This is a genomic window from Pseudarthrobacter cremeus (assembly GCF_051857465.1).
Classification (GTDB): Bacteria; Actinomycetota; Actinomycetes; order Actinomycetales; family Micrococcaceae; genus Arthrobacter.
This window is the reverse complement of record NZ_JBPZHC010000006.1, coordinates 180993-204993: the sequence shown is the minus strand read 5'-3', so window position 1 is coordinate 204993 and position 24001 is coordinate 180993. Positions and strand designations below refer to the sequence as shown.

Below are 24001 nucleotides of genomic sequence, written 5' to 3'. Positions count from 1 at the left end.
GGCTCCATTGAACTGGCATGGTTTGACTGCCTGGTCCGGCAGCCCGGACCGGCAGCCCGCCGTGTGCTCGGGCTGCCGGACCTGCGCCGGTTTATGTTGCTTCCTGACCCGGTCTTACTTGGCGGGTGAGTAGTTGTAGATGGACGGGACTGCCTGCTGGACCTGCGGCGTTACTTCGATCTTGGAGTTGTGGTAATACATCTGGTTGACCCGGAACATCGGGGCGAACCATGCCTGCTCCACCACATATTTGTTGACCTCCTGGGCCAGCTTGCCTGCGTCTTTTCCGCCCTTCTGGACGGCGTCGATCTTGGCCTGCAGCTCGGGGGTGGTGTTCTTGAACGGGTTGTACAGGGCCTTCGTGGAGATGATCTGGTTGACGGCCACCCACGGCTCTCCCTGGAACAGCGAGAAGTACATGCTGGTGAACTTCTGGCCGGCGATGTCCGTGGTGTAGGTGTTGGTGATCGCTGCACCGATGTTAACCGTGATGCCGACGTCGGAGAGCTGCTGCTTGACCACAGCGAGCTGGGTTTCAAACCCGGGAACCGACGGGAGTTCAAGAACGACGCCAGATTCGAAGCCGGCTTCCTTCAGCAGTGCTTTCGCCTTGGCCGGGTCATAGGGGTACTTGTTCTCGAGGTCTTCAACCCAGGCTCCGCTGGCCTTGCCGAAGGGCTGGGACGTGGGCGTCCCCTGGCCCAGCAGGACCTGGTCCAGAATGGTCTTGCGATCAAACGCATAGTTGATGGCCTGGCGGACGCGCACATCCTTCAATGCCGGGTTCTTGGTGCCATCGCGGTCGAACAGTGTCAGGCCCTGCCAGTCCACCTCGTTCGCCGCGAGGGTCATCTTGGACCCCTCTGCCTGCTTGCCGGTCTTGGGATCCAGCAGCGTAGCGTCAACCTGCCCCGAAACCAGTGCGTTGGTGCGGGCGGTCAGGTCGAGCAGGATCTTGAAGGTGACCTTCTCAAACTTCTGGTTGGCCTTGTTCCAGTAGTCCTTGCGGGCTGTGAAGACGGACTGTGAGTCCTTGACGGTGGCCGCCTTGTCCATCACGTAGGGACCGCTGCCCACGGGCTCGGTCTTGATGGCTTCGGTGCCGAGCGCCTTGGGGCTGCCCATCAGGCCGGCCGCCTGGCTGAGGTAGAACTCCAGGGAGGGGTCCGGTGCGGTGAGGTTGAGTTCGACGGTGTCGGCGTCAACAACCGTGACGTCGGAGACCGCCGTGAGCTGGGCCATCTGCGGGCCGTTGGCCTTCTTGAAGTGGTCCAGGTTGGCTTTGGCCGCGTCAGCGTCGAACTTGGCACCGTCGCTGAAGGTCACGTCCGTACGGAGGTCCACGGTCAGCTTCGTGTTGGTGTCGTTGTACTTCCATCCTGTGGCGAGCATCGGGCTGAGCTTGCCATCCGGCTCCCGCAGGAGCAGCGAATCATAGGCCGCCTGGTAGGGCTGGAGGAAGTGTCCTACGTGGGCCTGGGCCGGGTCCCAGGAGCGAATTTCCTGAACAGCGCCCAGAGTCAACGTGGTTGTCTTCGGTGCGGAGTTGGGGGCGCCGGTGGCACCGCCGCCGCAGGCTGTCAGTGCGAGGCCTGCGCTGACGAAAATGGCGGCAGCTGCCGCCTGGGGACCTAACTTCATTGTTGGCTCCTGAATCTGTGGAACGTGAGAGAGACGAATCCGGCCGGTGTGGCCTGAGCCACACCGGCCTTGCGAGATTCAGAGTACGCAGAATTGCCAAGTTTGGCAACCGATTGTCAAAACCGTTGCAACAATTACTTCAGAAGTCCTTAAATGAAACGTTTTATAAGTTACAACCGGTTGCCATCCATGCTTCAGGACACCTTGTCCGCCGCGTCGGGATAGCTCTGCCGGTAGATTTCCTTGACGGTCCGCAGGGATTTCTCCGCCTCTTCCGCGTCTATCCAGAAAGGACCGGGCTCGTTGAGCCGGGAGTAGAAGTCGTTGATGAGCAACTCGTGCGAGACGCCCCAGTACGCCCGTCCGCCGGACTCCACCACACGCTCGGGCACTACATCCACCCTGCCGTCCGCATAAGTGACTGTGAGGTCCCCGCGCAGGCTCAGCGTGGCTTTTTCGGCAACGATGTCCAGGGTGACGGGCGCATTCACGGCGTTGGCGAGCGTGGCATAAAAAGCGCTGCGGGCACCGTTCGCATGCACCGCAACAAATTCCGCGGTGTCCTCCACTTCAATGGTGTCGCCCAGGAACCTGGTGGAAGCATTTCCGGACACGGAGACCACGTCTCCCACCAGCCACTGCAACAGGTCAACGGTGTGGATCGCCTGGTTCATCATGAGCCCTCCGCCGCCGCCCTCCCACGTGCCGCGCCAGGGCCGGCTGCGGTAGTAGTCAGCATCCCGGTGCCAGAGTACGGTGGCCGAAGCCCCCACCACCGGGCCCAGTTCGCCGGTGGAGAGCAGGCCGTGCATGGCCTGCGAGGTCGCGTTGTAGCGGTTCTGGAAACAGACAGCGATTTTGGCGGTGCTCGCCTTGGCCGCCTCCACCAGGCGGCGGCCTTCCTGCAGCGTGTGGGCCAACGGCTTTTCCACGATCACATTGACGCCGCGGTCAAGGCAGTCAGCAGCGATGGAGGCATGCTTGTTGTGCGGCGTCGTGATGTGGACAACATCCGGTCCCACGGCCTCGATGAGGCTGTGGTGGTCAGGGAATCCGGGCACGCCGTACGCCGCCACGGCGGCCGCCAGGCGGCCGGGATCGGCGTCGCAGACAGCAGCCAGCCCCGCGCCGTCGAGCTTTGCAATGGCCTCGAAGTGAACGGTCGACACGTCACCGCAGCCGATGACCGCGGCCTTCAGGCCGGTCACGAAAGTTCGATTCCGTTCTTCGCTGCCAGGGTGGCGAAGGCCCGGGCCGCGACGCCGAACGCTACCGGGCCGGAGAAGCCGCCAAGTTCAAAGGCGCTCGCGAGGTGGGGTTCAAGGGAGGCGAAGCCGGCGTAGCCGTCAGCCTTCAGGGCTGCGATGGTGGCATCCAATTCGCCGTCCCCCTCGCCGGAGGGCACAACGGCACCGGTGGCCATCACGGCGTCCTTGACCTGCAGGTATTCGAGGTAAGGGCGCAGCATGGCGTAGCCGTCGGTGTACGGCCTGACGCCCACCTGGACAAAGTTGGCGTTGTCCCAGGCGACGCGAAGGGCGGGAGAATCCACCGATTCCATGATGTCCAGCACCCGCTGCGGAGTATCGCCGTATATGCCCTTTTCGTTCTCATGCAAAAGTACGACGCCGGCACCCTCGGCTTCAGCGGCCAGCGCCCGCATGCGCGTGATGACGTCCTCACGAATGTCTTCGGGCCCCTGGCCCTCGGCCGGGTAGAACGAGAAAATCCTGATGTATTTGGTGTCCAGGCCCTTGGCCACGGAGATGATCTGCCGGAGGCGCTGCACTTCGTGGTCCACCGGAAGGCCGATGTCCACCTTGCCGATGGGGCTGGCCACTGCCGACACCTTCAGTCCGTTCGAATCCAGGACTGCTTTCAGTTCTGCGACCTGTTCCGGGGTCAGCTCGGAAACGTTGACGCCCCAGGCGCTCCGCACCTCGATGTGGCGTGCTCCGAGAGCCAGCAGGACCGCCGCCTGGATCGCGGGGTCAGGATCAACTTCATCGCCGAACCCGGAAAGCGGCCAGACGGTTTTTGCTGCGTTCGATGTTTCGGTCACGGGAATCTCCTAGGTTATGCCCGCGACGGGGCAGCCTAATTGCCGCTCCGGCGCGCGGGTGACTCAGTTCACAACAGTTCTTCAATAAGTCTAGACACCCCGCTTCCCGATGACAACCGATTGCCAAATGTTGACAGCTTGTGGCAATCTAGGACGTACGGGGCTGTGGCAACGGTCACAATACCCCATGTCATCCCGTTCAGAGAGGAACGCCATGGCGATGCAAGCAGCCGGAACCGACCGTCCTGCCACCATCCACGACATCGCTGCCATGTGCGGAGTGGCCGCGTCCACCGTTTCACGGGCACTGTCCACACCGGCGCGGGTCAACATCCGCACCCGGGCCCGCATCGAAGCTGCGGCGGCCGAGCTGAACTACACGCCAAACAACCAGGCAAAAGCCCTGAGTTCTGGCCGGACCGGCGCGGTGGGCGTCCTCGTGCCGGATATCACCAACCCCTTCTACTTCGATCTCATCAGGGGCACCCAGCTGCAGCTCAAGGCCGCGGGCTACACCCAACTCCTCGTGGATACCGAAGAATCGGACGAGGTGGAAGCCAGCAGCATGGAGCAGCTGCGCAAAAGTGCGGACGGCATCATCGTCACTGCCTCCAGGCTCAGCGATGAGGCACTGCTGGCGGCCGCGGCGAAGGTACCCATCGTCACGATCAACCGCGACGTCGTCGGGGTGCCCGCCGTCGTCATCGATACGCCGTCGGCCACCAGCCAGGCACTGGACCATCTGATTTCCCTGGGTCATACGCGCATCGCGTACATGGCCGGCCCCCTGACGTCCCAGTCCAGCACGCTGCGCTGGAACGCCCTGGCGGCCGCCGCGGAGGATCGGGGCGTGGACGTGCGCAGGCTGGGGCCGTTCGCCCCCAAGACACAATCCGGCGCCGCCGCAGCGGACGCGGCGGTTCACTCCGGCGTCACGGCCTGCATCGCCTTCAACGACCTCATCGCCATCGGCATGCTTCAGCGCCTCCGTGAACGCGGAATCCGGGTCCCGGAAGATATGAGCGTTGTGGGCTGCGACGATATCTTCGGAGCGGATTTCTGCAATCCTCCCCTGACCACCATGGCCTCCCCGATCGAACAGGCCGGCCGGGTGGCGGTCTCGATGCTGCTCGCACAGCTGAACCCCCTTGCCGGCGGGGGCAACCGCAGCCGGTCCCTGATGCCCACGCACCTCACGGTCCGCGGCTCCACAGGACCGGTGCGACACAGTTGAGCGCTGTTGACACTGCTGACTAGGCTGGGTCACATGCGCGAACTCCAGGCCACCATCATTGAGGAAATGGGCGTTCAGCCCCGGATCGATCCCGCCGGGGAGGTGCGCAAACGTGTGGAGTTCCTTAAGGATTACCTCAAGGCGACCCACACCAAGGGCTTTGTCCTGGGGATCTCCGGCGGTTTGGACTCATCGCTGGCGGGCCGCCTCGCCCAGCTGGCCGTGGAGGAACTGGAAGCTGAGGGCGTAGAGGCCAACTTTGTTGCGGTCCGTCTTCCATACGGAGTTCAGCATGACGAAGATGACGCCCAGGCGGCCCTGGACTTCGTCCGGGCCAAGACGGAATGGACCTTCAACATTTCCGCTGCCGTGGACGGCTTCGAGGACGAATTCGAGAAGACCGTGGGCTCGGAGATTTCAGATTTCCACAAGGGAAACACCAAGGCCCGCACGAGGATGATCGCCCAGTACGCCTTGGCAGGCGAGCACAACTACCTCGTGATCGGTACCGATCATGGCGCAGAGTCCGTCACCGGTTTCTTTACGAAGTTCGGCGACGGCGGCGCGGACATCCTGCCGCTGTTCGGCCTGAACAAGCGGCAGAACCGGGCCCTGCTGGCCGAACTGGGTGCCCCTGCCCGCGTGTGGGACAAGGTTCCCACGGCCGACCTTTTGGATGACCGGCCCGGACGCACGGATGAGGACGAGCTGGGCCTCAGCTACGACCAGATCGACGATTACCTTGAAGGCCGGGAGGTCTCCAACGAAGTGGCCGGGAAGATCGAGGAAAAGTACCTGCGGACCCGGCACAAGCGCACCGTTCCCGTCACCATCTTCGACACGTGGTGGAAGTAGCGGCACTCCGGCCTGGCTCCAGGCAACGTGATCTCTAGGGCAGGAGCACGATCTTTCCGCGGACGTGGCCGGTCCGGCTGGCCTCCAGCGCGTCAGCGGCTTCGATGAGCGGGAATCGCTGGGAGATCGTGAAAGTCAACAGGCCTTCCGCTGCAAGGGTGGCGGCTTCCCAGACCCGACCATCCTCAAGCCGGACTTTGGCAATCCCGGCGTCCCGTGAGTGCCGGCCAGGCACGGTGATCACGGCCCGGCCGCGGTCCGGAAGCAGCTCGATTGTTGCCGCCACGGACTCCTCGGTACCCACCGCGTCCAGCACCGCGGTGACCGGCCCCACTTCTTCAGCGACGGACCTGACACGTTCAGCCAGGCCCGGCCCGTAGGTGACCGGAAACGCACCCAGTTCCCGCAGGTAGTCCTGGTTATTTTCAGAGGCTGTCCCGATCACGCTGGCACCGAAAGCCTGGGCGATCTGGACTGCGGCGGAACCCACTCCCCCGGCGGCCGCGTGGATCAGGACAACGTCATCGGGGCCAACCTTCGCCTGCCTCAGCGCCGAATATGCGGTTCCTCCCGCAACCGGGATGCAGGCTGCCTGCTCCAGGCTGACCCCCACCGGGACGGGTGTCAGTTGTTCCGCAGACACCAATGCCTCGGTCCGGTAGCCGCCGGTAAAGCCGTTCCAGATCACCTCGTCACCGATGGCAAAGCCCTCGAAGGCCGGCCCCACCTCAGTCACGACGCCCGCCGCCTCGCTGCCCGGGACGGCCGGAAATTCCAGGGGCGCGGAGTTCTTGAGGACGCCGGCCACGAGGGTCCAGTCAAAAGGATTGACGCCGACGGCCCGGAATTCCACCTTGACCTGTCCTGGACCGGGAGGGGCAAGTTCTTCGGGGCCCACCTGCAGCACCGCCGGCTCGCCGTACTCGGTGAAGTAGATCCTCGTGCTCATATCTGCTTCCTTACTGCCGGCTCCATATGCCTGCCCCCTGCCGGCTCCCTGGCGGCCGGGCCCTACGGCTAGGGTAGGGCCGCTGCCCGGGCTTCACAACAGGTCTTTGCCGGCCCCCAGCTGCACCGTGATCCGGTGCGCCTCCTCCATCAGCAGCCGGCCCAGGAGCTCCTGCCGTTCGGCGCGGAAGCGCGGTTCAATGCCGGTCAGGGAGAGCGCCCAGGCCGGCCGGCCGGCCTGGTCGAAGACGGCGGCCCCCATCCCCCAACTGCCTTCCAGCACCAGGCCGGGATTCACCGCGTAGCCTGCCTGCCTGGTCCTGGCGAGGTTGGCCCGGACAACTTCGACGGTGTGCGCCGCTGCGAACGGGCCGGCGTGCCCGTCCCAGTGTGCCAGCAGCTGTTCCTGTTCATCCGCGGGGAGGAAGGCCATGATCGCTGTTCCGGCCGAGGCGACACCGAGCGGAAAACGTACGCCCTCGTGGAGCACAAACGATCTGACCGGGAAGCTGCCTTCCTCACGCAGCAGGCATACCGTCTCCGAACTGCGGCGAATGGAAAAGAAGGCACTTTCGCCGGTTTCCTCAGCCAGTCTGCGCAGGCTGGGCCGGGCAATGTCCTCGAGCGGAAACCGGGCAGATGCCACCGATCCCATCAGCAGGATTTCCGGTCCCAGGACCCAATTGCCGGTGCGGGCATCGTGGTCCAGCAGCCCCTCGGACGCCAGCGAACTGAGGAGCCGGTGGACGGTTGGCCGGGTGAGGCCGGATTCCCGCACCAGCTCCACCAGGGAAGCACCGTCAGCGCTGCGCCCGACGATGCGCAGCAGTCCGGCGATGCGGCTGACAACCTGGGCGCCCTGCACGGGAAGTTGCTTCATCCCACTCCTCATTCCACTCAAAATATCCACATTGTGGATACCTTTGAGTGTATCGTCCACAGTGTAGAAATAGCTGTTTTTCAGTGAATTTCCAGCCTTGACAGGCCCTCATACAGCCCCGTACGCTCCCAAGTCAGGCCCATAGTCCACAAAGTGGATCGATGCCGGGCAGCCATTGCAGGAACGCAACTCTCAACGAGGAGACGTCAATGTCCAAACTTAAATCCGATGCCACCAGTGCTCTGGCGGATGTCCTGCGCGACGGCATGACCATCGCCGTCGGCGGTTTTGGCCTCAGCGGCATTCCGGCTGACCTCATCGAGGCCGTCCGCGATTCCGGCGTCAGGGACCTGACCGTTGTCTCCAACAACATGGGCGTGGATGGAAAGGGCCTCGGTGTCCTGATCGAGGCCGGGCAGGTCCGGAAGGTCATCGCGTCCTATGTGGGCGAGAACAAACTCTTCGCCGAGCAGTACCTTGCCGGCAAGCTGGAAGTCGAATTCACCCCGCAGGGAACCCTCGCCGAACGCCTCCGCGCCGGCGGCGCCGGCATTCCGGCGTTCTACACCAAAACCGGTGTGGGCACCCTGGTGGCCGAAGGCAAACAGCTCGCCGAGTTCGACGGCGAAACGTATGTGCAGGAGCGCGCCATCAGGGCCGACGTCGCGCTCGTCCACGCGCACACGGCGGACACCGACGGGAACCTCATCTACCGCTACACGGCACGGAACTTCAACCCGGTGGTGGCAACCGCGGGCGCGGTCACCATCGCCGAGGCCGAAGTCATTGTGGAGCCGGGCGCCCTGGATCCGAACCACATCGTCACCCCGGGTGTTTTCGTCCAGCGGCTGGTCCAGGCAAGCAACCGGATCAAGGACATTGAACAGCGGACCGTCCGTCCGCGCGCCGAACTCGCATCTGCCTGACCCCCTGAATCTAACTAAGGAGAACCCCATGGCCTGGACCAGGGATGAAATGGCTGCCATCGCAGCCGAAGAACTGAACGACGGCGACTACGTCAACCTCGGCATCGGCATCCCCACGCTGGTGGCCAACAACCTCCCGGACGGCGTCCGCGTTGTCCTGCAAAGCGAAAACGGCCTGCTCGGAATGGGACCGTTCCCGTTCGAGGGCGACGAGGATGCCGACCTCATCAACGCCGGCAAGCAGACGGTCACGGTCCTGCCCGGCGGCAGCATCTTCGATTCCGCCGCGTCCTTCGGCATGATCCGCGGCGGCCACGTCAAGGTGGCCATCCTCGGCGCCATGCAGGTCTCGGGCAACGGCGACCTCGCCAACTGGACCATCCCCGGCAAGATGGTCAAGGGAATGGGCGGGGCCATGGACCTCGTCGCCGGAACGCCGCGCGTGGTGGTGCTGACCGAACACAATGCCAAGGACGGCACGGCCAAGATCGTCACCGAATGCACCCTGCCGCTCACCGGACTGAGCTGTGTGGACCGGATCATCAGCGACCTCGCGGTCTTTGACCTGCCCAGGAACGAGCAAGGAACGGACGACGACGGCGGCCGGCAGCTCACGCTCACGCGCCTGGCGCCCGGGGTCACCGTGGACGAACTCCGCGGGAAGACCGGGGCTGCTTTCACGGTCGCCCTGGAAGAGACCGCTCCTGCCTTGGAAGGAGCAACAGCATGAGCCTGCGCAAACAGTTCGGCAAGGATGTCCTGCTCACCGGCTGGGGCCACAGCCGGTTCGGCAAACTCACCGACGAGACCCTCGAATCGCTGATTGTCCAGGTGGCCACGGAAGCAATCAGCAACGCCGGGATTGAGCCCGGGCAGATTGACGAGATCTATCTTGGCCAGTTCAACTCCGGCATGATGCCGCTCGCGTTCCCGTCCTCGCTCGCGCTGCAGGTCTCGGACCAGCTGGCCTACGTCCCCGCCACCCGGGTGGAAAACGCCTGCGCCTCCGGATCGGCCGCCTTCCAGCAGGGGACCAAGTCCCTGCTGGCAGGCACCGCCAAAACCGTGCTGGTGATCGGGGCCGAAAAGATGACCCACGCCGGCGCCGACATTGTGGGTGCCGCCCTGCTTGGCGCCGACTACGACATGGCCGGGCAGACCTCCACCACGGGCTTCACCGGCCTGTTCGCCGATGTCGCCAAGCACTACGAGAAACGCTACGGGCGCGGATCGGGACAATCGGGTTCAGGCAAGCTCGGCGATGTTTTGGGAACCATCGCGGCGAAGAACCACCGCAACGGCGTGGACAACCCCTACGCCCAGCTTCGCAAGGACCTCGGTGAGGAATTCTGCCGCACCGTCTCGGACAAAAACCCCATGGTGGCTGACCCGCTGCGCCGCACCGACTGCTCCCCCGTGTCCGACGGCGCCGCCGCCGTCGTACTCAGTACCTCCCCGTCGTCGGCCGCCACCTCGCCGGTCCGGCTCGCCGGGTTCGGCCACGCGAACGACTTCTTCCCCGCGGAACGGCGGGACCCCACCGCCTTCGCTGCCACCCGCGTATCGTGGCAGCGCGCACTGGCGATGGCCGGCGTCGGGCTCGAGGACCTGGACTTCGCCGAAGTCCACGACTGCTTCACCATCGCCGAACTGCTCATGTACGAGGCGATGGGGCTGACCGACCCCGGGCAGGGCGCCCGGGCGCTCGAGGAAGGCTGGGTCTTCAAGGACGGGAAGCTGCCCATCAACGTCTCCGGCGGCCTCAAAGCCAAGGGCCACCCGGTCGGCGCCACCGGAGTATCGCAGCACGTCATCGCCGCGATGCAGCTCACGGGCACCGCCGGCGGCATGCAGCTCGCCGGCCCCCGCCGCGCCGCCGTGCAGAACATGGGCGGAGTGGGCATCGCCAACTACGTCAGCGTCCTCGAAGCGGTCTGAGCAAACCAACGCGGGGTCAGATCCTGCCCGATAAACCGGGTTTATTGGGTCGTATCTGACCCCGCGTTGCTTCAAAAAGAGCGGAGTACGATGAGGACATGATTTCCGCGGTTCGCCACCGCCGTGTCGGTGCCGTGAAGACCCAACCTGGCACCTTTGCCCTTGCCCGCAGGGTCCGGCGCTACCTGCGCCGGGTGCCCGTCTGGGTGTGGCGCCTGCTGATGCACAGCGTGAGTTCCAGCGAAAAGGCCCGCTTCAACAAAGACCCCATCACCGGCCTGGAATATACCTTCGACGTCGACTTTGTCGGTGCGGGCCACCGCTACCAACTCCTGGATGTGATCACTCCGTCCTCGGCCGGGAACGGCTCCACGGCCCTTCCCGTGTACGTCTACTTCCATGGCGGCGGGTGGACCTCCGGCGATAAAGCGGCTCTCACCAAGTACTGCGCGAGCCAGGCCGAGGCCGGCATGGTGGTGGCCAACGTCAACTACCGGGTAGCCCCCGAATTCCACATGGCACACGTCCTGGACGATGCGAACGCGGCCTTGAACTGGGTGCAGCGGAACATCGGCCGGTTCGGCGGGGACCCCCGCCGTCTGGTTCTGGGCGGCGACTCCGCCGGCGGCCAGATCGCGGCGCTGCTCACGGCTGCGACGATCCGTCCTGAACTGGCACGCCATTACAGCCTCAACCCCGCCGTCGTCGTTCAGGACATCAGGGGGCTGGTGCAGCACTGCAGCGTGGTGGACTTCTCGGTATTTTTTGAGAAAGGTTTCGTCCTCAGCCTGAACTTCGTCCGGATGCTTCTCCCTGGCCGCAGCGCCAAAGGACCCAAACCGGGACGGCACGAGCGATTGCGCCGGGCATCGCGTTTTCTCTCGCCGATCGAGTGGCTGGATTCCCGTCATCCGCCGGTGTTCGTCACCACCTCCGAGCGTGACTACTTCTACGAAGCGAACCTGAACTACATCAACCGCCTGCGCGAGCACTCCGTGCCCGTTGACGCCCTGGTGTACGACTGGGCCCGGACCAACACCGAACACACCTGGCAGCAGAACTACCGCTATCCCGAGTCGCAGGAGGTCTACCGCAGGCTTCAGGCATTTGTGGAACGGGTAGCCGGGTAACCCGCTCCTGCCGGCTGCGGGGGCTATCTTTGATCCATGGCGTCCCGCGACCAGAAGAAACCCGCAGCCCCTCCAGCCGGGCCCACGGACGACGTCACCGGGGAAGATGCGGAAGTCCGGGACTGGGACTGGTCGGTCCTGCCCGAAGGCTCGGAAACTTACCGTTTCGCAGCTCCCAGCGGCAGCCTCGCGATGGCAGCAATGGGAAAGCCCCGGAACACGCGCGTGGTGCTGGTGCCCGGAGTCACGGGTTCCAAAGAGGACTTTGCCATCATGATGCCTGACCTGGCCGAAGCCGGTTTCCATGTGGTGAGCTACGATCTGGCAGGGCAATACGAATCGGCCGGTGCCGGCCCGGAGAATCTTGTCCCGCCCCGGAGGCACTACGACTATGAGCTCTTTGTCGGCGATTTTCTCGCGGTCCTCGAATCCGGCGAAGGCCCGGCCCACGTCGTCGGGTACTCCTTCGCCGCCATAGTGGCGCAGATTGCGTACACGCGGCGGCCTGAGCTCTTCCGCAGCCTGACCCTCCTGAGCTGCCCGCCAGAACCAGGGCAGGGCTTCAGGGGCGTCAACAGGTTCGGGAGGTTCAGTGGCTGGGCCAACGGCCGGGTAGGTGCCGCCCTGATGATCTGGGGAATCCGCCGGAATTTCAACAAAATAACCCCCCACCGGTTGACGTTTGTCCGGCACCGGTTCCGGTTCACCCGCCGGCAGTCCGTGCGTGATATCTATGAACTGATGAAGCGGGCGCCGGACCTCCGGCAGGAGCTGGCGGCCGCCACGTTGCCGAAGTTCGTCGCGGTGGGTGAACACGATCTTTGGCCGCTTGAACTGCATGAGCGATTCGCCGAGTCCATCGGTGCCCGCATCGCCGTATACCGCGGCGGCCACAGCCCCTCCGAGACTTCCCCGCACGAGTTCGCGCGGGATCTCCTTGCCCTCTACGCCGAGGCCGGCTAGGACTGCCCTTCCCGGCCTAGGGCCGGCGGCCGTGCTCCCGCTCCCACCGCCGCCGCTCGGCAAGGCGCCGCAAGGGCGGCTCGGCGGTGAACTCCTCCCGGAATGTCTCCATTGTCATCGCCATCCTGCTTCGCATGGCCTGGAGGTTGGCGAACGGCCTGGCTGAGACTCCCACCTCGAGCAAGGGATCGTAGGTGACGGTCATATCGGGACGCAGGTGGTAGGAAATATCGAAGTCGTCATGGACCAGGGAATTGTCCCTGATGACCGTACCGCTGAGCCTTGCCCAGACTTCGGAGCGGACGGCAAAGTTCGAGCCGAAAAGGGGTTTGTGGCCCATCAGGAGGCCCACAGCCCAGAAGAAACCGCCCAGGTAGAGATGGCGCCCCAGCCAACAGACGAGCCTGTTCGCCCCGTAAAAATATGCCGGGCCGGACACTGCCGACAATGGCCCGGTCCCTTCCAAGGTGGCTTCGATGCGTTCGAGCCAATCCGCAGGCGGCCGCGAATCAGTGTCCAGCCGGGCAATGATGTCCGATCCGGCAGCATCGAAGCCGGCCGCGGTGGAAGCGGCAATTCCCGGCAGGCTGACAGGGATCCTTCGCACGCCCGCCGCGTCACAGAGGGCAGCGGTGTGGTCGGTGCTTGAGTTGTCGACGACGATGATTTCGTCGGCAGGGCGGGTCTGGATTTTGAGCATTGCAAGGCATGACGCCAACATGTCAGCATCGTTTCGTGTCGGTATCACCACCGAGATGGATCCCATGCTGCCCAGACTATCGGGCCACATAGGGAGAAATACCCTTGCAAGCAGAGCTTCAGCCCCGTACGTTTGGGACAGCGGATGAAGTTCGCAGCACCGGGGGCCTATTGCCGACGGGGCAACTCAGAGTCACACGAAGGAATGCAGCATGGCAACAGGCACAGTTAAATGGTTCAACGCCGAAAAGGGTTTTGGTTTCATTGCCCCCGACGACGGGTCAGCCGACGTTTTCGCGCACTACTCGGCAATCGCCAGCAGCGGCTACCGCTCGCTGGATGAGAACCAGAAGGTCGAATTCGATGTGACCCAGGGCCCCAAGGGCCCGCAGGCAGAGAACATCCGTCCGCTCTAATAGCTCGATGTAACGCTGCGGCCCGGCCGCAGCACCTGCTACACCAAGAATCCCGCTGAAACATCAGTTTCAGCGGGATTTTTGCGTCTACACAAAGGCCGACTTCCCTGTCACGGCGCGGGCCACGATCAGTGAGTTGATCTCATAGCTGCCCTCGTACGTGTACAGGATCTCCGCGTCGCCAAAAAGCTTGCCCATCTCGTAGTCCGTGCTGATGCCGTTGCCGCCCAGGAGCGACCTGCCCATTGCGACGGACGCCCGGGCCAGCCGAGTGCAGGTGGACTTGGCCATGGCGGCCTGCACCATGTCCAGCTTTCCGTCCTCCTGGATCCTGGCCAGCTGGGCCATCAGCGCCAGTGACGCCGAGGCGTTGCCCAGAATTTCCGCCAGCTGCTGGGCGATCAGCTGGAACCGGGCAAGTTCCTTGCCGAACTGCTTTCGTTCCAGCGAATAGGAACGCGCGACGTCGAACGCGGCCAGCTGGATTCCGGCGGCCTGCCAGCCAACCCAGGCACGTGAGTCCCGCAGCAGCGCGTTGGCTTTGGAAAAGTCCGTCGCGCCCGGGAGCAGGTTGGACTCGGGAATCCTGACGTCCGCCAGGACGATGTCCGCGTTCTGCATGATGCGGAGGCCGATCTTGTTTGCAATTTTGGTGGCCGTGAACCCCGGCCGGTCCGTCTCCACGATGAAACCCTTGATGTGCCCGTCGGTGACGTCTCGGGCCCACACCAAAGCGAAGTCTGCAATGGTGCCGGCGCCTATCCAGCGTTTGGCGCCGCTGATGACCCATTCCCCGTTGTCAAGGCGGGCAGACGTGGCCAGGCCGCCGGCGATGTCGGAGCCATGGTCCGGCTCCGTCAGGGCGAAAGCTCCCAGCTGGCTGAAGTCCGCCAGCCCGGGAAGCCAGCGGAGCTTCTGCTCCTCGGAGCCCAGTTCATCGATCATGCCGACGATCAGTTCGTTATGGATGCCCACCAAAGCGGAAAGCGAGACGTCCGCGCGGGCCACCTCCGTGTACATCAGGCCCTTGAACAGCTTGGACCTGCCGTCGGTCTGCAGGCAGCCCAGGCCGTGCCGGCCCATTTCCTTGAGCAGGCCGAACGGAAACTCCTCCCGGTTCCAGTATTCGATCGACGCCTGCCGCACGGATGCCTGGAGGAAAGCGCGGATATCCAGGTACCTCTCCCGCTCGGAAGCCGGTAAGAGGTCGACAACGTACATCAGGTCGGCGTCCGGGAAGGGCAACCCCTCCGGATTTGCGCGCCCGTCTCCCTGTGGCTGCACGGGTAGTCCATCCCTTCGCTCTTCCAGACCCTTGGATGTCCTAGTATATTGCACAGGATCGAAGACAAAGTGAGATGCATCACGTGGCGAAAGGCGGATGATGATGACCACACCACTCCCCCGTGATCCCATCGCGGACGCCCGGCGTAACTGGGAGGACAAGGGCTGGTTTACCGAGGCCGGGCCCATGGCCGCCATCACGGCCATTATGCGCACCCAGCAGATCCTGCTGGCCCGCGTGGAAGGCATCCTCAAACCGCTGGGCCTGACGTTCGCGCGCTACGAACTGCTTGCCCTCCTGAGTTTCACCCGCAGCGGGAGGCTGCCCATGAACAAGGCAAGCGCCCTGCTCCAGGTCCATCCGACCTCGGTGACCAACGCCGTCGACCGTCTCGAAAAGGCCGGGCTGGTAGCGCGCACGCCGCATCCCACGGACGGCCGCACCACGCTTATCGAACTCACGGCGAAAGGCCGCAGCCTTGCCAGGAGCGCCACGGCGGCCCTGAACTCCGAGGTGTTCAGTCAGTCTGGATTCAGCTCCGAGGATGTGGACCACATGATCCGGATCCTGGCCGATTTCCGCAGGAGCGCCGGGGACTTCAGCGGCTGAGCCGGCCAGCCGCTGGAGGCGACGCCGCGGTTGCTCAGCGCGCCTGTTGGTCGGCGCCGCAGTTGCTCAGCGCGGCGCCCTGCGTCGCCGGATCCTCCGCACCACAAGCCAGGCCACGCTCAACGCCAGCGCTCCATAGACGGCATAGTTGAGGAAGCGCGAATACTGCTCTATCAGCCGGTAGTGGTTTCCCAGAAGGAATCCCAGTCCGATCAGGGTCCCGTTCCAGAGGCCGCTTCCGCCCAACGTGAAGAGGCTGAAGGTCCCCAGGTGCATTTTGGCGGCGCCGGCCGGCAGGGAAATCAGGCTGCGGACCCCCGGGAGCAGCCTGCCGAAGAAAATGGAGGACCTGCCATGGCGCCCGAACCAGCCTGCAGCGCCTTCAAAGTCCTGGCGGTCCACCAGCGGAAGCCGGGACAGGCCACGAATGGATCGCTCCAGCCCGAGCCTGAACCCCAGCCAGTACAGCAGCAACGCTCCCAGGTAGGCTCCCAGCGTGCTGGTGACAAAGAGAAGAAAGAGGCTCAGGGACCCCTGCTTCGCCAGGTATCCGGCCAGCGGCAGGATCACCTCGCTGGGGATGGGCGGGACCACGGTTTCCGCCAGGGTAAACGCGCCTACGCCCCATTCACCGAGGTTGTCGATTGCCTGGGCCGCCACTCCCACGAGGCCGCCAAGGTTTTCCGCTGTTCCGGTGTCCGCTGCAGCCTGTCCCAAAGGTCCCCGTTCCACTAGGTAGTTCACGCCAGGTATACACAGCACCCGCCTGGCTGGAAGCTTAACTGGGTCAGCGGTGGTTGAACTCCGGCTGGCGCTTCTCCGTGAAGGCGGCCATGCCTTCCTTCTGGTCTTCGGTGGCGAAAAGTGAATGGAAGAGCCTGCGCTCAAACACGACGCCCTGGGCCAGGCCGAGCTCGAAGGCGGTGTTCACGGCTTCCTTGGCCAGCATGGCCACCGGCTTGGATTTGGACGCAATCACCTCGGCGGCTTGGAGCGCCTCGTCCACGACGTCCGCTGCGGGCACCACACGCGAGACCAGGCCCGCGCGTTCGGCCTCGTCAGCGCCGATGAATCGTCCGGTGAGGATCATGTCCATGGCCTTTGCCTTGCCCACGGCACGGGTCAGGCGCTGCGAGCCGCCCATGCCGGGGAGTACGCCCAGGTTGATCTCCGGCTGGCCGAACTTGGCGTTGTCGCCGGCGATGATGAGATCGCACATCATGGCCAGTTCGCAGCCGCCGCCCAGTGCGAAGCCGGAGACTGCAGCGATGGTGGGGATGCGGAGCCGCGTGAAGTCCTCCCAGCCGCGGAACCAGTCGGCGGCGTACATGTCCATGTAGCCCTGGGCTGCCATCTCCTTGATGTCTGCTCCGGCGGCGAAGGCCTTGGCGGAACCGGTGATCACCACTGCTCCCACAGCCGGATCAGCGTCCATGGCGGACACTGCAGCCACGAGTTGGATCATGGTGGCGTGGTCCAGTGCGTTGAGCGCCTCTGGCCTGTTGAGCGTGACCAGGCCTACCCTGCCGCGCTGTTCCACCAGGATGTTCGTGTACTCGGTCATGCCGGACTCCCGTCATTGTGCGACTTCGCCCGGATGTCCGTGATGATTCCGGAGAAGTCGCGGTCAGCGCCGCCTTCAGCCGCAAACGTATCGTAGATTTCCGACGCGAGCGGCCCCAGGCGGGCTGCCACGCCCGTACTTTCGAGAGCGTTCAGCGCGAGCCGCAGGTCCTTGGCCATCAGCGCCCCGGCAAAGCCCGGCTGGTAGCCGCGGTTCGCCGGGCTGGTGGGGACCGGGCCGGGAACAGGACAGTTGGTGGTCAGCGCCCAGCATTGACCGGAGGCCGCGGAGGCGACGTCGAACAGCGCCTGGTGTGTCAGGCCCAGCTTCTCGCCCAGCACAAACGCCTCGCTCACGGCGATCATCGAGACGCCCAGGATGAGGTTGTTGCAGATTTTCGCCGCCTGGCCGGCACTGTGTCCGCCGCAGTGGACCACCCGCTTGCCCATCGCCTCCAGCATCGGCCGCACCGATTCGAAGTCTTCCGCTTCGGCGCCCACCATGAAGGTCAGCGTGCCCGCTTCAGCACCTACCACCCCGCCGGACACAGGCGCATCAACGGACCGGTGGCCCGCCCCGACGGCGAGCGCCGCGGCCTCCCGGGCCTCGTCCACGTTGATGGTGGAGCAGTCCAGGAACATGGTCCCCGGGGCGGCCGATTCCAGCAGCCCCGGTTTCCCGTCCACGCCACGGTAGGCGTCCAGCACATGCCGGCCGCTGGGAAACATGGTGAGCACTACGCCGGCGCCGGCCACGGCAGCCAACGGATCGGGCACCGTCGCCACGCCATGGGCGGCCGCGGCCTCGAGCGCGGCGGGCACAACGTCGTAACCCGCCACCGGATAGCCGGCCCTGACCAGGTTCACCGCCATCGGCCCGCCCATGTGGCCCAGGCCCAGGAAGGCAACAGCAGGCTTCCCGGACCCGCCAGCCGAATCTTCAGGGACGACAACTGGGTTCTCAGACATGGTCCGTCTCCTTGGGCTGAAGGGTTAACTCCCGGTCTCCGAGCGGCTCGAAGAAGCGGTCAACATCAGCCGGCCGCACCTCGTGCAGCGTGGCCGGTTTCCAGAGCGGCGTGCGGTCCTTGTCCACCACCTGCGCCCGGATTCCTTCACGGAAGTCCGGCGCGGCCAGGAACCGAAGTCCCACCCGGTATTCCTGCGCCAGGGCCTCATCCAGTGTCAGGTCTTTGGCCCTCCGCAGGGACTCCAACGCCACTTTCACGGCGGTGGGTGATTTGGCTTCAATGGTGTCCGCTGCCTCTTCCGCCGCCGCCATCGCCGCCCCCTCAACGTCGCGCAGCCTGCGGACTATGTCCTCGGCGTCGTCGCTGGCATACGCTTCATCAATCCACCCGCGCTGCCCCGCCAGCACTGAGGGCGGCGAGGCCCGGGCACAACGTACGACGGCGGCTTCCGCGCTTTCGTTTTCGAGCGCGGCTGCCAGCCCCGGAAGGCTGTCCGCTGGGACGAAGTGGTCCGCCAGGCCCAGGAAAAGCGCATCCGCCCCCGTGAGGTGGGCCCCGGTGAGCGCCGCATGGGTTCCCGCCTCCCCCGGCGACCTGGCGAGCAAAAAGGTGCCGCCGACGTCGGGTACAAAGCCGATGGTGGTTTCCGGCATCCCCGTCCGGGTCCGTTCGGTGACCACCCGGTAAGAGCCGTGCGCCGATATTCCGACGCCCCCGCCGAGCACCAGCCCGTCCATGAACGCCACGTAGGGCTTGGGGTAGCGGGCTATGAGGGAGTTCAGGCGGTACTCTTCCGCCCAGAAGCCGGCAGTTTGGGTCCCTCCTGTGAGCAGGTCCCGGTAGATCGCCACGATGTCCCCGCCAGCGCAGAGGCCCCGCTCCCCCGCGCCCTGGACCAGGACGGTGGCCACGCCGTCGTCGTCCGCCCAGATGGTGAGCTGCTCCAGCATGGCGCGCACCATTCCGAACGTCAGCGCATTGACCGCCTTGGGCCGGTTCAGTGTGATGATGCCCAGGTGGCCGCGGCGGGCGAACAACACCTCAGCGGCACCGTTTTCCGGGGCCGCCGCACTCTCCGGAGTAACAGTCATCAGCTTCCTTCCGGCATGACGAAGCTGGAGCCCTGGCGGATCCCGGACGGCCAGCGCGTGGTGACCGTCTTGGTCTTGGTGTAGAAGCGGAACGCATCGGCGCCGTGCTGGTTGAGGTCGCCGAAGCCGGAGGCCTTCCAGCCGCCGAAGGTGTAGTAGGCGATCGGCACGGGGATGGGCACGTTGATCCCCACCATGCCTACTTCCACCCGGCTCGCGAAGTCGCGGGCAGCATCGCCGTCGCGCGTGAAAATGGCGACGCCGTTGCCGAACTCGTGCTCGCTGCACAAGCGGAGGGCCTCGTCGTAATCGGCCGCCCGGAGGATGCTCAGCACAGGGCCGAAGATTTCCTCCTGGTAGATCTTCATGTCCTTGGTGACGTGATCAAACAGCGTGGGACCCACCCAGAAGCCGTCGTCGTAGCCTTCCACCGTAAGTCCACGCCCGTCGGCCAGCAGGGTGGCGCCCTGGTCCACGCCGGACTGGATGTAGCTCTCGATCCGTTCCTTGGCGCTGGGGGCCACCACGGGGCCGAAGTCGGAATCCTTGGCCAGGCTGTGGCCCACCTTGAGCCCCTTGATCCGGTCCTGGAGTTTGCCGGCCAGCCGGTTGGCGGTGTCTTCCCCCACGGGTACGGCCACGGAAATGGCCATGCAGCGTTCACCGGCGGAACCGTAGCCGGCTCCGATCAGGGCGTCGGCGGCCATGTCCAGATCGGCGTCGGGCATGATCACCATGTGGTTCTTGGCGCCGCCGAAGCACTGGGCGCGTTTGCCGTGCGCGGCGGCGGTTGCGTAGATGTACTGGGCGATGGGGGTTGAGCCGACAAAGCCGATCGCCTTGACCCGCGGGTCCTCAAGCAGCGCATCGACGGCTTCCTTGTCCCCGTTGACCACGTTGAACACGCCGTCCGGGACACCCGCTTCGGAGTACAGTTCGGCCAGCCGCAGGGGAACCGACGGGTCCCTTTCGGAGGGCTTGAGGATGAAGGCGTTGCCTGCCGCCAGTGCCGGGCCGGACTTCCAGAGCGGGATCATGGCAGGGAAGTTGAAAGGCGTAATGCCTGCGACGACGCCCAGCGGCTGCCGGAGGGAATGGATGTCAATTCCCGGGCCGGCGTCGGTGGAGAACTCGCCTTTGAGCAGATGCGGGGCGCCTGCCGCGAACTCCACCACCTCGATGCCGCGCTGGATGTCGCCCTTGGAATCCGCGAACGTCTTGCCGTGCTCGGAGGAGAGCAAGGTGGCCAACTCGTCCAGGTTCTGATTGACCAGATCAACAAACTTCAGCAGAATCCGGCCGCGGCGCTGGGGGTTCATGGCGCCCCACTCGAGCTGGGCCTTCTCCGCGGCGGCCACCGTGTTCTGGACTTCCTCCCGGCTGGCCAGGGGAACCCGGGCCTGGACCTGGCCTGTGCAGGGATCGAAAACGTCGCTGTAGCGGCCTGAGTTCCCGTCGACCCGCTGGCCTCCGACGTAATGGGATAGTTCGCGCACCATGGCTGAATGCTCCTTCGCATGTGATCCAGATCATCTTTTGCAAGCGAATATACTCGGACTTCCTACTAAATTCCAGACGCGGCTGCTGTTGTGGCACAGCCGTCGTCGTGGCTGGTACCGGCACCGCGCCGTCGTCGGGCACTTTGAGCCGGACATTAAGCGCGGCGGCGCAATTTGACGGCGTGTCCGCGCCAATATGCCCTGTTTCGGCGGCAGCGGCCCGGGCGGCGCCCGCCACCGGCTATGCCGGGCGCCCAAGTTCGGTAAGTTAGGGACTGTGAAGATTGCTACCTGGAACGTGAACTCCCTCCGTGCCCGCGCCGACCGCGTGGAGGCCTGGCTGCGGCGCAGCGACTGCGATGTCCTGGCCATCCAGGAGACCAAGTGCAAGGACGAGAACTTTCCGTGGGAGCTGTTCGAACGCCTCGGCTACGAAGTGGCCCATTTCGGCGTGGATCAATGGAACGGTGTGGCCATCGCTTCCCGGGTGGGCCTCGAAGACGTGGAACGGACTTTCCTGGACCAGCCTCCGTTCGGCAAGGCAGGCAAGGACCCCGTCCAGGAGGCCCGCGCCATGGCCGCAACGTGCGCCGGGGTCCGGATCTGGAGCCTCTACGTGCCCAACGGCCGCTCCCTCGACGACGAACACATGCCGTACAAGCTCAAATGGCTCGAGTCCCTCAAAGATCACGCCCAGAGCCTGGTCGCGGCAGATCCCGCTGCGCAGGTTGCCCTGATGGGTGACTGGAACATCGCGCCGCTGGACGAGGACGTCTGGGACATTAACCTGTTCCTGACCCAGGGCTACACGCACGTCAGCCCGCCGGAACGTGCGGCGTTCCACGCCTTTGAAGAGGCAGGCTTCACCGATGTGGCGCGCCAGTACACCCCAGGGCCGGGCGTCTACACCTATTGGGACTACACACAGCTCCGCTTCCCCAAGAAGGAGGGGATGCGGATCGACTTCGTCCTGGGCTCACCCGCGCTGGCTGCCCGCGTCACCGGCGCCTCGATCGACCGCGAGGAACGCAAAGGCAAAGGCGCCTCCGACCACGCCCCCGTGCTGGTGGACCTGGCCGACTGATGGCCGCAACGTGGACCCAGGAAAGGAGACTGCAGTGACCGGAAATCTCTACCGGGGCCAGGCCGGCCTGCCCTTCTCCTCCACCCTGCGGGTCTACGAACCCCTGGATGCTTTTCCGGAAGGACAACGGGAAGCCATCCGGGCCGCCGGTGCGCGGACAGCCTCCCGGGCGGCCGTCGAAAACGCCGAGCTCCTTGCATCACTGGGCAGGATCACCCGCTCCGGCGGGGACCCGTTTCCCACCGGACGCACGGATCTGGTCAGGGTCACCACCGTTCCCGGCGTCCCGCCAGGGCGCGAAGCACAGGCTGGAACGTCCGACGACGGTGCTGACGCCACCCCGGGCGGCGGTGCCCACGCGGGTGCCGGTCCCGGCTCAGGCGCCGTTTCGGCTTCCGCTTCCGGGGCCGGAGATGGACCCGGAACAGAGGGCGGGCCTGCGGGCCCGCCTGTGCTGCTGTATTGCCCCAGCCAGCTGGTCCTTCGCGCCGGGCTGGCCGCTAATGCACTGATGGAAGGCATTCACGGGCCGCTGGCTGAAATGCTCATACCGGAAGAACAGCGCGACAAGCACCAGGAACGGATTGACCAGGTCAAAGCCCGCGACGGTTCCATCCGGGTACACACCCGCGCCTCCACGTGGGGTATCCCGTTCAGCTGGTTCTCGCTGTTTATGGATACCGACCGCAAGGATGTGGTGGAATCCGGCGGACGTATCCTGACCGTCAGGGTCTGGGCTCCGATCACGGAGGCGATTGAGCGGGCACGCTATGCGGTGGCCCACTTGGCTTTGGCCGCGCCGGACCTTGACATGCTCGATGACCTGGCCCAGCTGACCGAGTGGCTGGAGCAGTTCCACGTCCAGTCCATGGTGGAACTGGACTACGGCGCGGTGGCGGACAAGGTCTATCCGGACGAGTCGCCCATGGATATCAGGCTGGGCATCGAATGCCTGGCGGAAGGCGACATGACCGGCGCCGCAGCGGCCTACCGCCGGCTTGCCTCCCGCTGGATTCCCATCAGGCAACTGGCCCGCGCTTCCTGAGCGCTGCCCTGTTAACGGTGGCCGGCCCCACGAAAGCCTGGGCGCTGGACCGGCCGCTAAGCTGCCGTTCCCCGGGAAGGGGGCGGCGCCGTCGTACGCCTCACAATGAGCTGATGGGGTGCGATGGCGGAGCGCACTGCCCCGCCGATGCCGTCCAATTCGTCGAGGAGCATCTTGGTGGCCAGCTCGGCCTGTTCGTCGGGGCGCTGGCCCACGGTGGTCAGGCCCACGGCGTCGGCAAAGTCGTGGTTATCGATCCCCACCACTGACAGGTCCTCCGGGACCCGCACCCCCAACCGGGATGCCTCGAAAATTACCCCCATGGCCATTTCGTCAGAAGCGCAGAACATGGCCGTGGGCTTGGGACCCCGCTGGGCCCACAGGCGCCGGAACGCCTCCTGGCCGCTGCGGACCGTGAAGTCTCCCACCTCGTCCCATTCGCGCCGGGCGGGGAGGCCTGCGGCGGACATCACGTCCTTGAACGCGAGGATCCGCACGCGGGGAACATCGAAGTTGAGGTCTGTCTCGTCGTCGCCGTGCAGGAGGGCAATGTCCCGGTGGCCCAGATCGATTAAATGCTGGACGGCCGTGGAGGCAGCAGCGTAGTCATCAATGCCGATGTACGCGCACTCTTCCACGTGCCCGCCCACCACCACCAGCGGGATATCGAGCTTCTGAAGGTGGTCCAGCTCTTCGTGTGTCAGGGCCATGCAGAGGACCAGCAGCGCGTCAATCTGTTTGTACACCATGGTCTTGCTGAAGAGCCGTTCCCGGTGGCTGCCGTGGCCGCCCAGGTTGAACAACGAGAGGTTGTAGTTGCGGGCATGGAGTTCACGGTCAGCCCCCTCGATGGCCTTGGAAAAGAACCACCGGCTCACGAAGGGCGCCAGCACGCCGATGGTCTTGGTGCGGCCGGTGGCCAGCCCTGATGCCGAAGAGGAAGCAACATAACCAAGGGCGCCCGCCACTTCCAGGATTTTCTCGCGCGTGGCGGGCGAAACCCGCGGCAGCCCGCGAACCGCCCTGGACACGGTGGCCGTTGAAACTCCGGCCGCGGCTGCCACGTCTTCGATACTGACGCCGCTGTGGCCGCCCCGCTGGGACCTTTCAGTTATACGTGCCACCGTGTCCCCCCTTATGGGCTCATGCAATATCCGCACGG

General features: G+C 65.0%; 24 protein-coding genes. 11 read left to right on the top strand and 13 right to left on the bottom strand.

The genetic code is table 11. The features are described 5' to 3' along the window. Positions 1 to 114: 114 nt before the first annotated feature. The 3 genes from ACS5PJ_RS13120 to ACS5PJ_RS13110 all read right to left on the bottom strand — a co-directional run bounded on the left by ACS5PJ_RS13120 (position 115) and on the right by ACS5PJ_RS13110 (position 3703). Complete coding sequence (locus ACS5PJ_RS13120; RefSeq protein WP_439435316.1) at positions 115 to 1641, bottom strand: ABC transporter substrate-binding protein; 1527 nt, start codon at positions 1639 to 1641, stop codon at positions 115 to 117. A gap of 194 nt (positions 1642 to 1835) precedes the next feature. Further along, positions 1836 to 2849 (bottom strand): Gfo/Idh/MocA family protein, encoded by a 1014-nt coding sequence (locus ACS5PJ_RS13115; RefSeq protein WP_439435315.1) that lies wholly within the window; start codon positions 2847 to 2849, stop codon positions 1836 to 1838. Continuing rightward, entirely contained in the window at positions 2846 to 3703 is an 858-nt protein-coding gene (locus ACS5PJ_RS13110) for a sugar phosphate isomerase/epimerase family protein (RefSeq protein ID WP_439435314.1), read from the bottom strand. Before ACS5PJ_RS13110 ends, ACS5PJ_RS13115 begins: the two co-directional genes overlap by 4 nt. Positions 3704 to 3923: 220 nt before the next feature. Between ACS5PJ_RS13110 and ACS5PJ_RS13105 the strand changes: the two genes are divergently transcribed. Further along, positions 3924 to 4937, top strand: a complete 1014-nt coding sequence (locus ACS5PJ_RS13105) for a LacI family DNA-binding transcriptional regulator (RefSeq protein ID WP_439435423.1) — start codon at positions 3924 to 3926, stop codon at positions 4935 to 4937. 33 nt (positions 4938 to 4970) lie between these two features. Then, positions 4971 to 5792 (top strand): NAD(+) synthase, encoded by an 822-nt coding sequence (gene nadE / locus ACS5PJ_RS13100; RefSeq protein WP_439435313.1) that lies wholly within the window; start codon positions 4971 to 4973, stop codon positions 5790 to 5792. Positions 5793 to 5826: 34 nt separating this feature from the next. Here the strand turns inward: nadE and ACS5PJ_RS13095 are convergent, their stop codons facing one another. Further along, the gene (locus ACS5PJ_RS13095) at positions 5827 to 6741 is read right to left on the bottom strand and encodes an NADP-dependent oxidoreductase (protein ID WP_439435312.1); all 915 of its coding nucleotides are present in this window, start codon (positions 6739 to 6741) and stop codon (positions 5827 to 5829) included. Between the two features lie 93 nt (positions 6742 to 6834). Further along, positions 6835 to 7620, bottom strand: coding sequence for an IclR family transcriptional regulator (locus tag ACS5PJ_RS13090; protein ID WP_439435311.1), 786 nt, complete (start codon positions 7618 to 7620; stop codon positions 6835 to 6837). Between the two features lie 209 nt (positions 7621 to 7829). Between ACS5PJ_RS13090 and ACS5PJ_RS13085 the strand changes: the two genes are divergently transcribed. The 5 genes from ACS5PJ_RS13085 (at position 7830) to ACS5PJ_RS13065 (ending at position 12577) form a co-directional block, all read left to right on the top strand. Next, a complete protein-coding gene (locus ACS5PJ_RS13085) occupies positions 7830 to 8546 on the top strand; it encodes a CoA transferase subunit A (protein ID WP_439435310.1) in 717 nt (238 codons plus the stop codon). A 28-nt stretch (positions 8547 to 8574) separates the two neighbouring features. After that, a complete protein-coding gene (locus ACS5PJ_RS13080; protein WP_439435309.1) occupies positions 8575 to 9276 on the top strand; it encodes a 3-oxoacid CoA-transferase subunit B in 702 nt (233 codons plus the stop codon). Next, on the top strand, positions 9273 to 10484 hold the full coding sequence (locus tag ACS5PJ_RS13075; RefSeq protein ID WP_439435308.1) for an acetyl-CoA acetyltransferase: 1212 nt from the start codon (positions 9273 to 9275) through the stop codon (positions 10482 to 10484). The genes ACS5PJ_RS13080 and ACS5PJ_RS13075 overlap by 4 nt, the downstream gene beginning before the upstream one ends. Positions 10485 to 10582: 98 nt before the next feature. Next, entirely contained in the window at positions 10583 to 11614 is a 1032-nt protein-coding gene (locus tag ACS5PJ_RS13070; RefSeq protein ID WP_439435307.1) for an alpha/beta hydrolase, read from the top strand. A 36-nt stretch (positions 11615 to 11650) separates the two neighbouring features. Further along, positions 11651 to 12577 (top strand): alpha/beta fold hydrolase, encoded by a 927-nt coding sequence (locus ACS5PJ_RS13065; protein WP_439435306.1) that lies wholly within the window; start codon positions 11651 to 11653, stop codon positions 12575 to 12577. 16 nt (positions 12578 to 12593) lie between these two features. Here ACS5PJ_RS13065 and ACS5PJ_RS13060 read toward each other — a convergent pair whose 3' ends face one another. Beyond that, entirely contained in the window at positions 12594 to 13343 is a 750-nt protein-coding gene (locus tag ACS5PJ_RS13060; protein ID WP_439435305.1) for a glycosyltransferase family A protein, read from the bottom strand. 145 nt (positions 13344 to 13488) lie between these two features. Here ACS5PJ_RS13060 and ACS5PJ_RS13055 point away from each other — a divergent pair, with 145 nt between their 5' ends. Beyond that, positions 13489 to 13692: a cold-shock protein gene (locus ACS5PJ_RS13055; protein ID WP_013599688.1), complete on the top strand. Its 204-nt coding sequence runs from the start codon at positions 13489 to 13491 to the stop codon at positions 13690 to 13692. A gap of 87 nt (positions 13693 to 13779) precedes the next feature. Here the strand turns inward: ACS5PJ_RS13055 and ACS5PJ_RS13050 are convergent, their stop codons facing one another. Then, positions 13780 to 14913 (bottom strand): acyl-CoA dehydrogenase family protein, encoded by a 1134-nt coding sequence (locus ACS5PJ_RS13050; protein WP_439435422.1) that lies wholly within the window; start codon positions 14911 to 14913, stop codon positions 13780 to 13782. A gap of 166 nt (positions 14914 to 15079) precedes the next feature. On the opposite strand from ACS5PJ_RS13050, the gene ACS5PJ_RS13045 reads away from it, so the two are divergent. After that, complete coding sequence (locus ACS5PJ_RS13045) at positions 15080 to 15586, top strand: MarR family winged helix-turn-helix transcriptional regulator (RefSeq protein WP_439435304.1); 507 nt, start codon at positions 15080 to 15082, stop codon at positions 15584 to 15586. Positions 15587 to 15652: 66 nt separating this feature from the next. Here the strand turns inward: ACS5PJ_RS13045 and ACS5PJ_RS13040 are convergent, their stop codons facing one another. Genes ACS5PJ_RS13040 through ACS5PJ_RS13020 form a run of 5 tightly spaced genes read right to left on the bottom strand, consistent with a single transcriptional unit; the run spans position 15653 to position 20710 of the window. Further along, a complete protein-coding gene (locus ACS5PJ_RS13040) occupies positions 15653 to 16330 on the bottom strand; it encodes a DedA family protein (RefSeq protein ID WP_439435303.1) in 678 nt (225 codons plus the stop codon). 43 nt (positions 16331 to 16373) lie between these two features. Continuing rightward, the gene (locus ACS5PJ_RS13035; protein ID WP_439435302.1) at positions 16374 to 17150 is read right to left on the bottom strand and encodes an enoyl-CoA hydratase; all 777 of its coding nucleotides are present in this window, start codon (positions 17148 to 17150) and stop codon (positions 16374 to 16376) included. Next, the gene (gene mmsB / locus ACS5PJ_RS13030; protein ID WP_439435301.1) at positions 17147 to 18118 is read right to left on the bottom strand and encodes a 3-hydroxyisobutyrate dehydrogenase; all 972 of its coding nucleotides are present in this window, start codon (positions 18116 to 18118) and stop codon (positions 17147 to 17149) included. The genes ACS5PJ_RS13035 and mmsB overlap by 4 nt, the downstream gene beginning before the upstream one ends. Continuing rightward, on the bottom strand, positions 18111 to 19211 hold the full coding sequence (locus tag ACS5PJ_RS13025) for an enoyl-CoA hydratase/isomerase family protein (RefSeq protein ID WP_439435300.1): 1101 nt from the start codon (positions 19209 to 19211) through the stop codon (positions 18111 to 18113). The genes mmsB and ACS5PJ_RS13025 overlap by 8 nt, the downstream gene beginning before the upstream one ends. Then, positions 19211 to 20710 (bottom strand): CoA-acylating methylmalonate-semialdehyde dehydrogenase, encoded by a 1500-nt coding sequence (locus ACS5PJ_RS13020; protein WP_439435299.1) that lies wholly within the window; start codon positions 20708 to 20710, stop codon positions 19211 to 19213. Before ACS5PJ_RS13020 ends, ACS5PJ_RS13025 begins: the two co-directional genes overlap by 1 nt. A 277-nt stretch (positions 20711 to 20987) precedes the next feature. On the opposite strand from ACS5PJ_RS13020, the gene ACS5PJ_RS13015 reads away from it, so the two are divergent. Both ACS5PJ_RS13015 and ACS5PJ_RS13010 read left to right on the top strand, forming a co-directional pair. After that, entirely contained in the window at positions 20988 to 21794 is an 807-nt protein-coding gene (locus ACS5PJ_RS13015) for an exodeoxyribonuclease III (protein ID WP_439435298.1), read from the top strand. 34 nt (positions 21795 to 21828) lie between these two features. Beyond that, entirely contained in the window at positions 21829 to 22839 is a 1011-nt protein-coding gene (locus ACS5PJ_RS13010; protein WP_439435297.1) for a DUF8083 family protein, read from the top strand. 56 nt (positions 22840 to 22895) lie between these two features. Here ACS5PJ_RS13010 and ACS5PJ_RS13005 read toward each other — a convergent pair whose 3' ends face one another. After that, complete coding sequence (locus ACS5PJ_RS13005; RefSeq protein WP_439435296.1) at positions 22896 to 23963, bottom strand: LacI family DNA-binding transcriptional regulator; 1068 nt, start codon at positions 23961 to 23963, stop codon at positions 22896 to 22898. Positions 23964 to 24001: the final 38 nt, after the last annotated feature.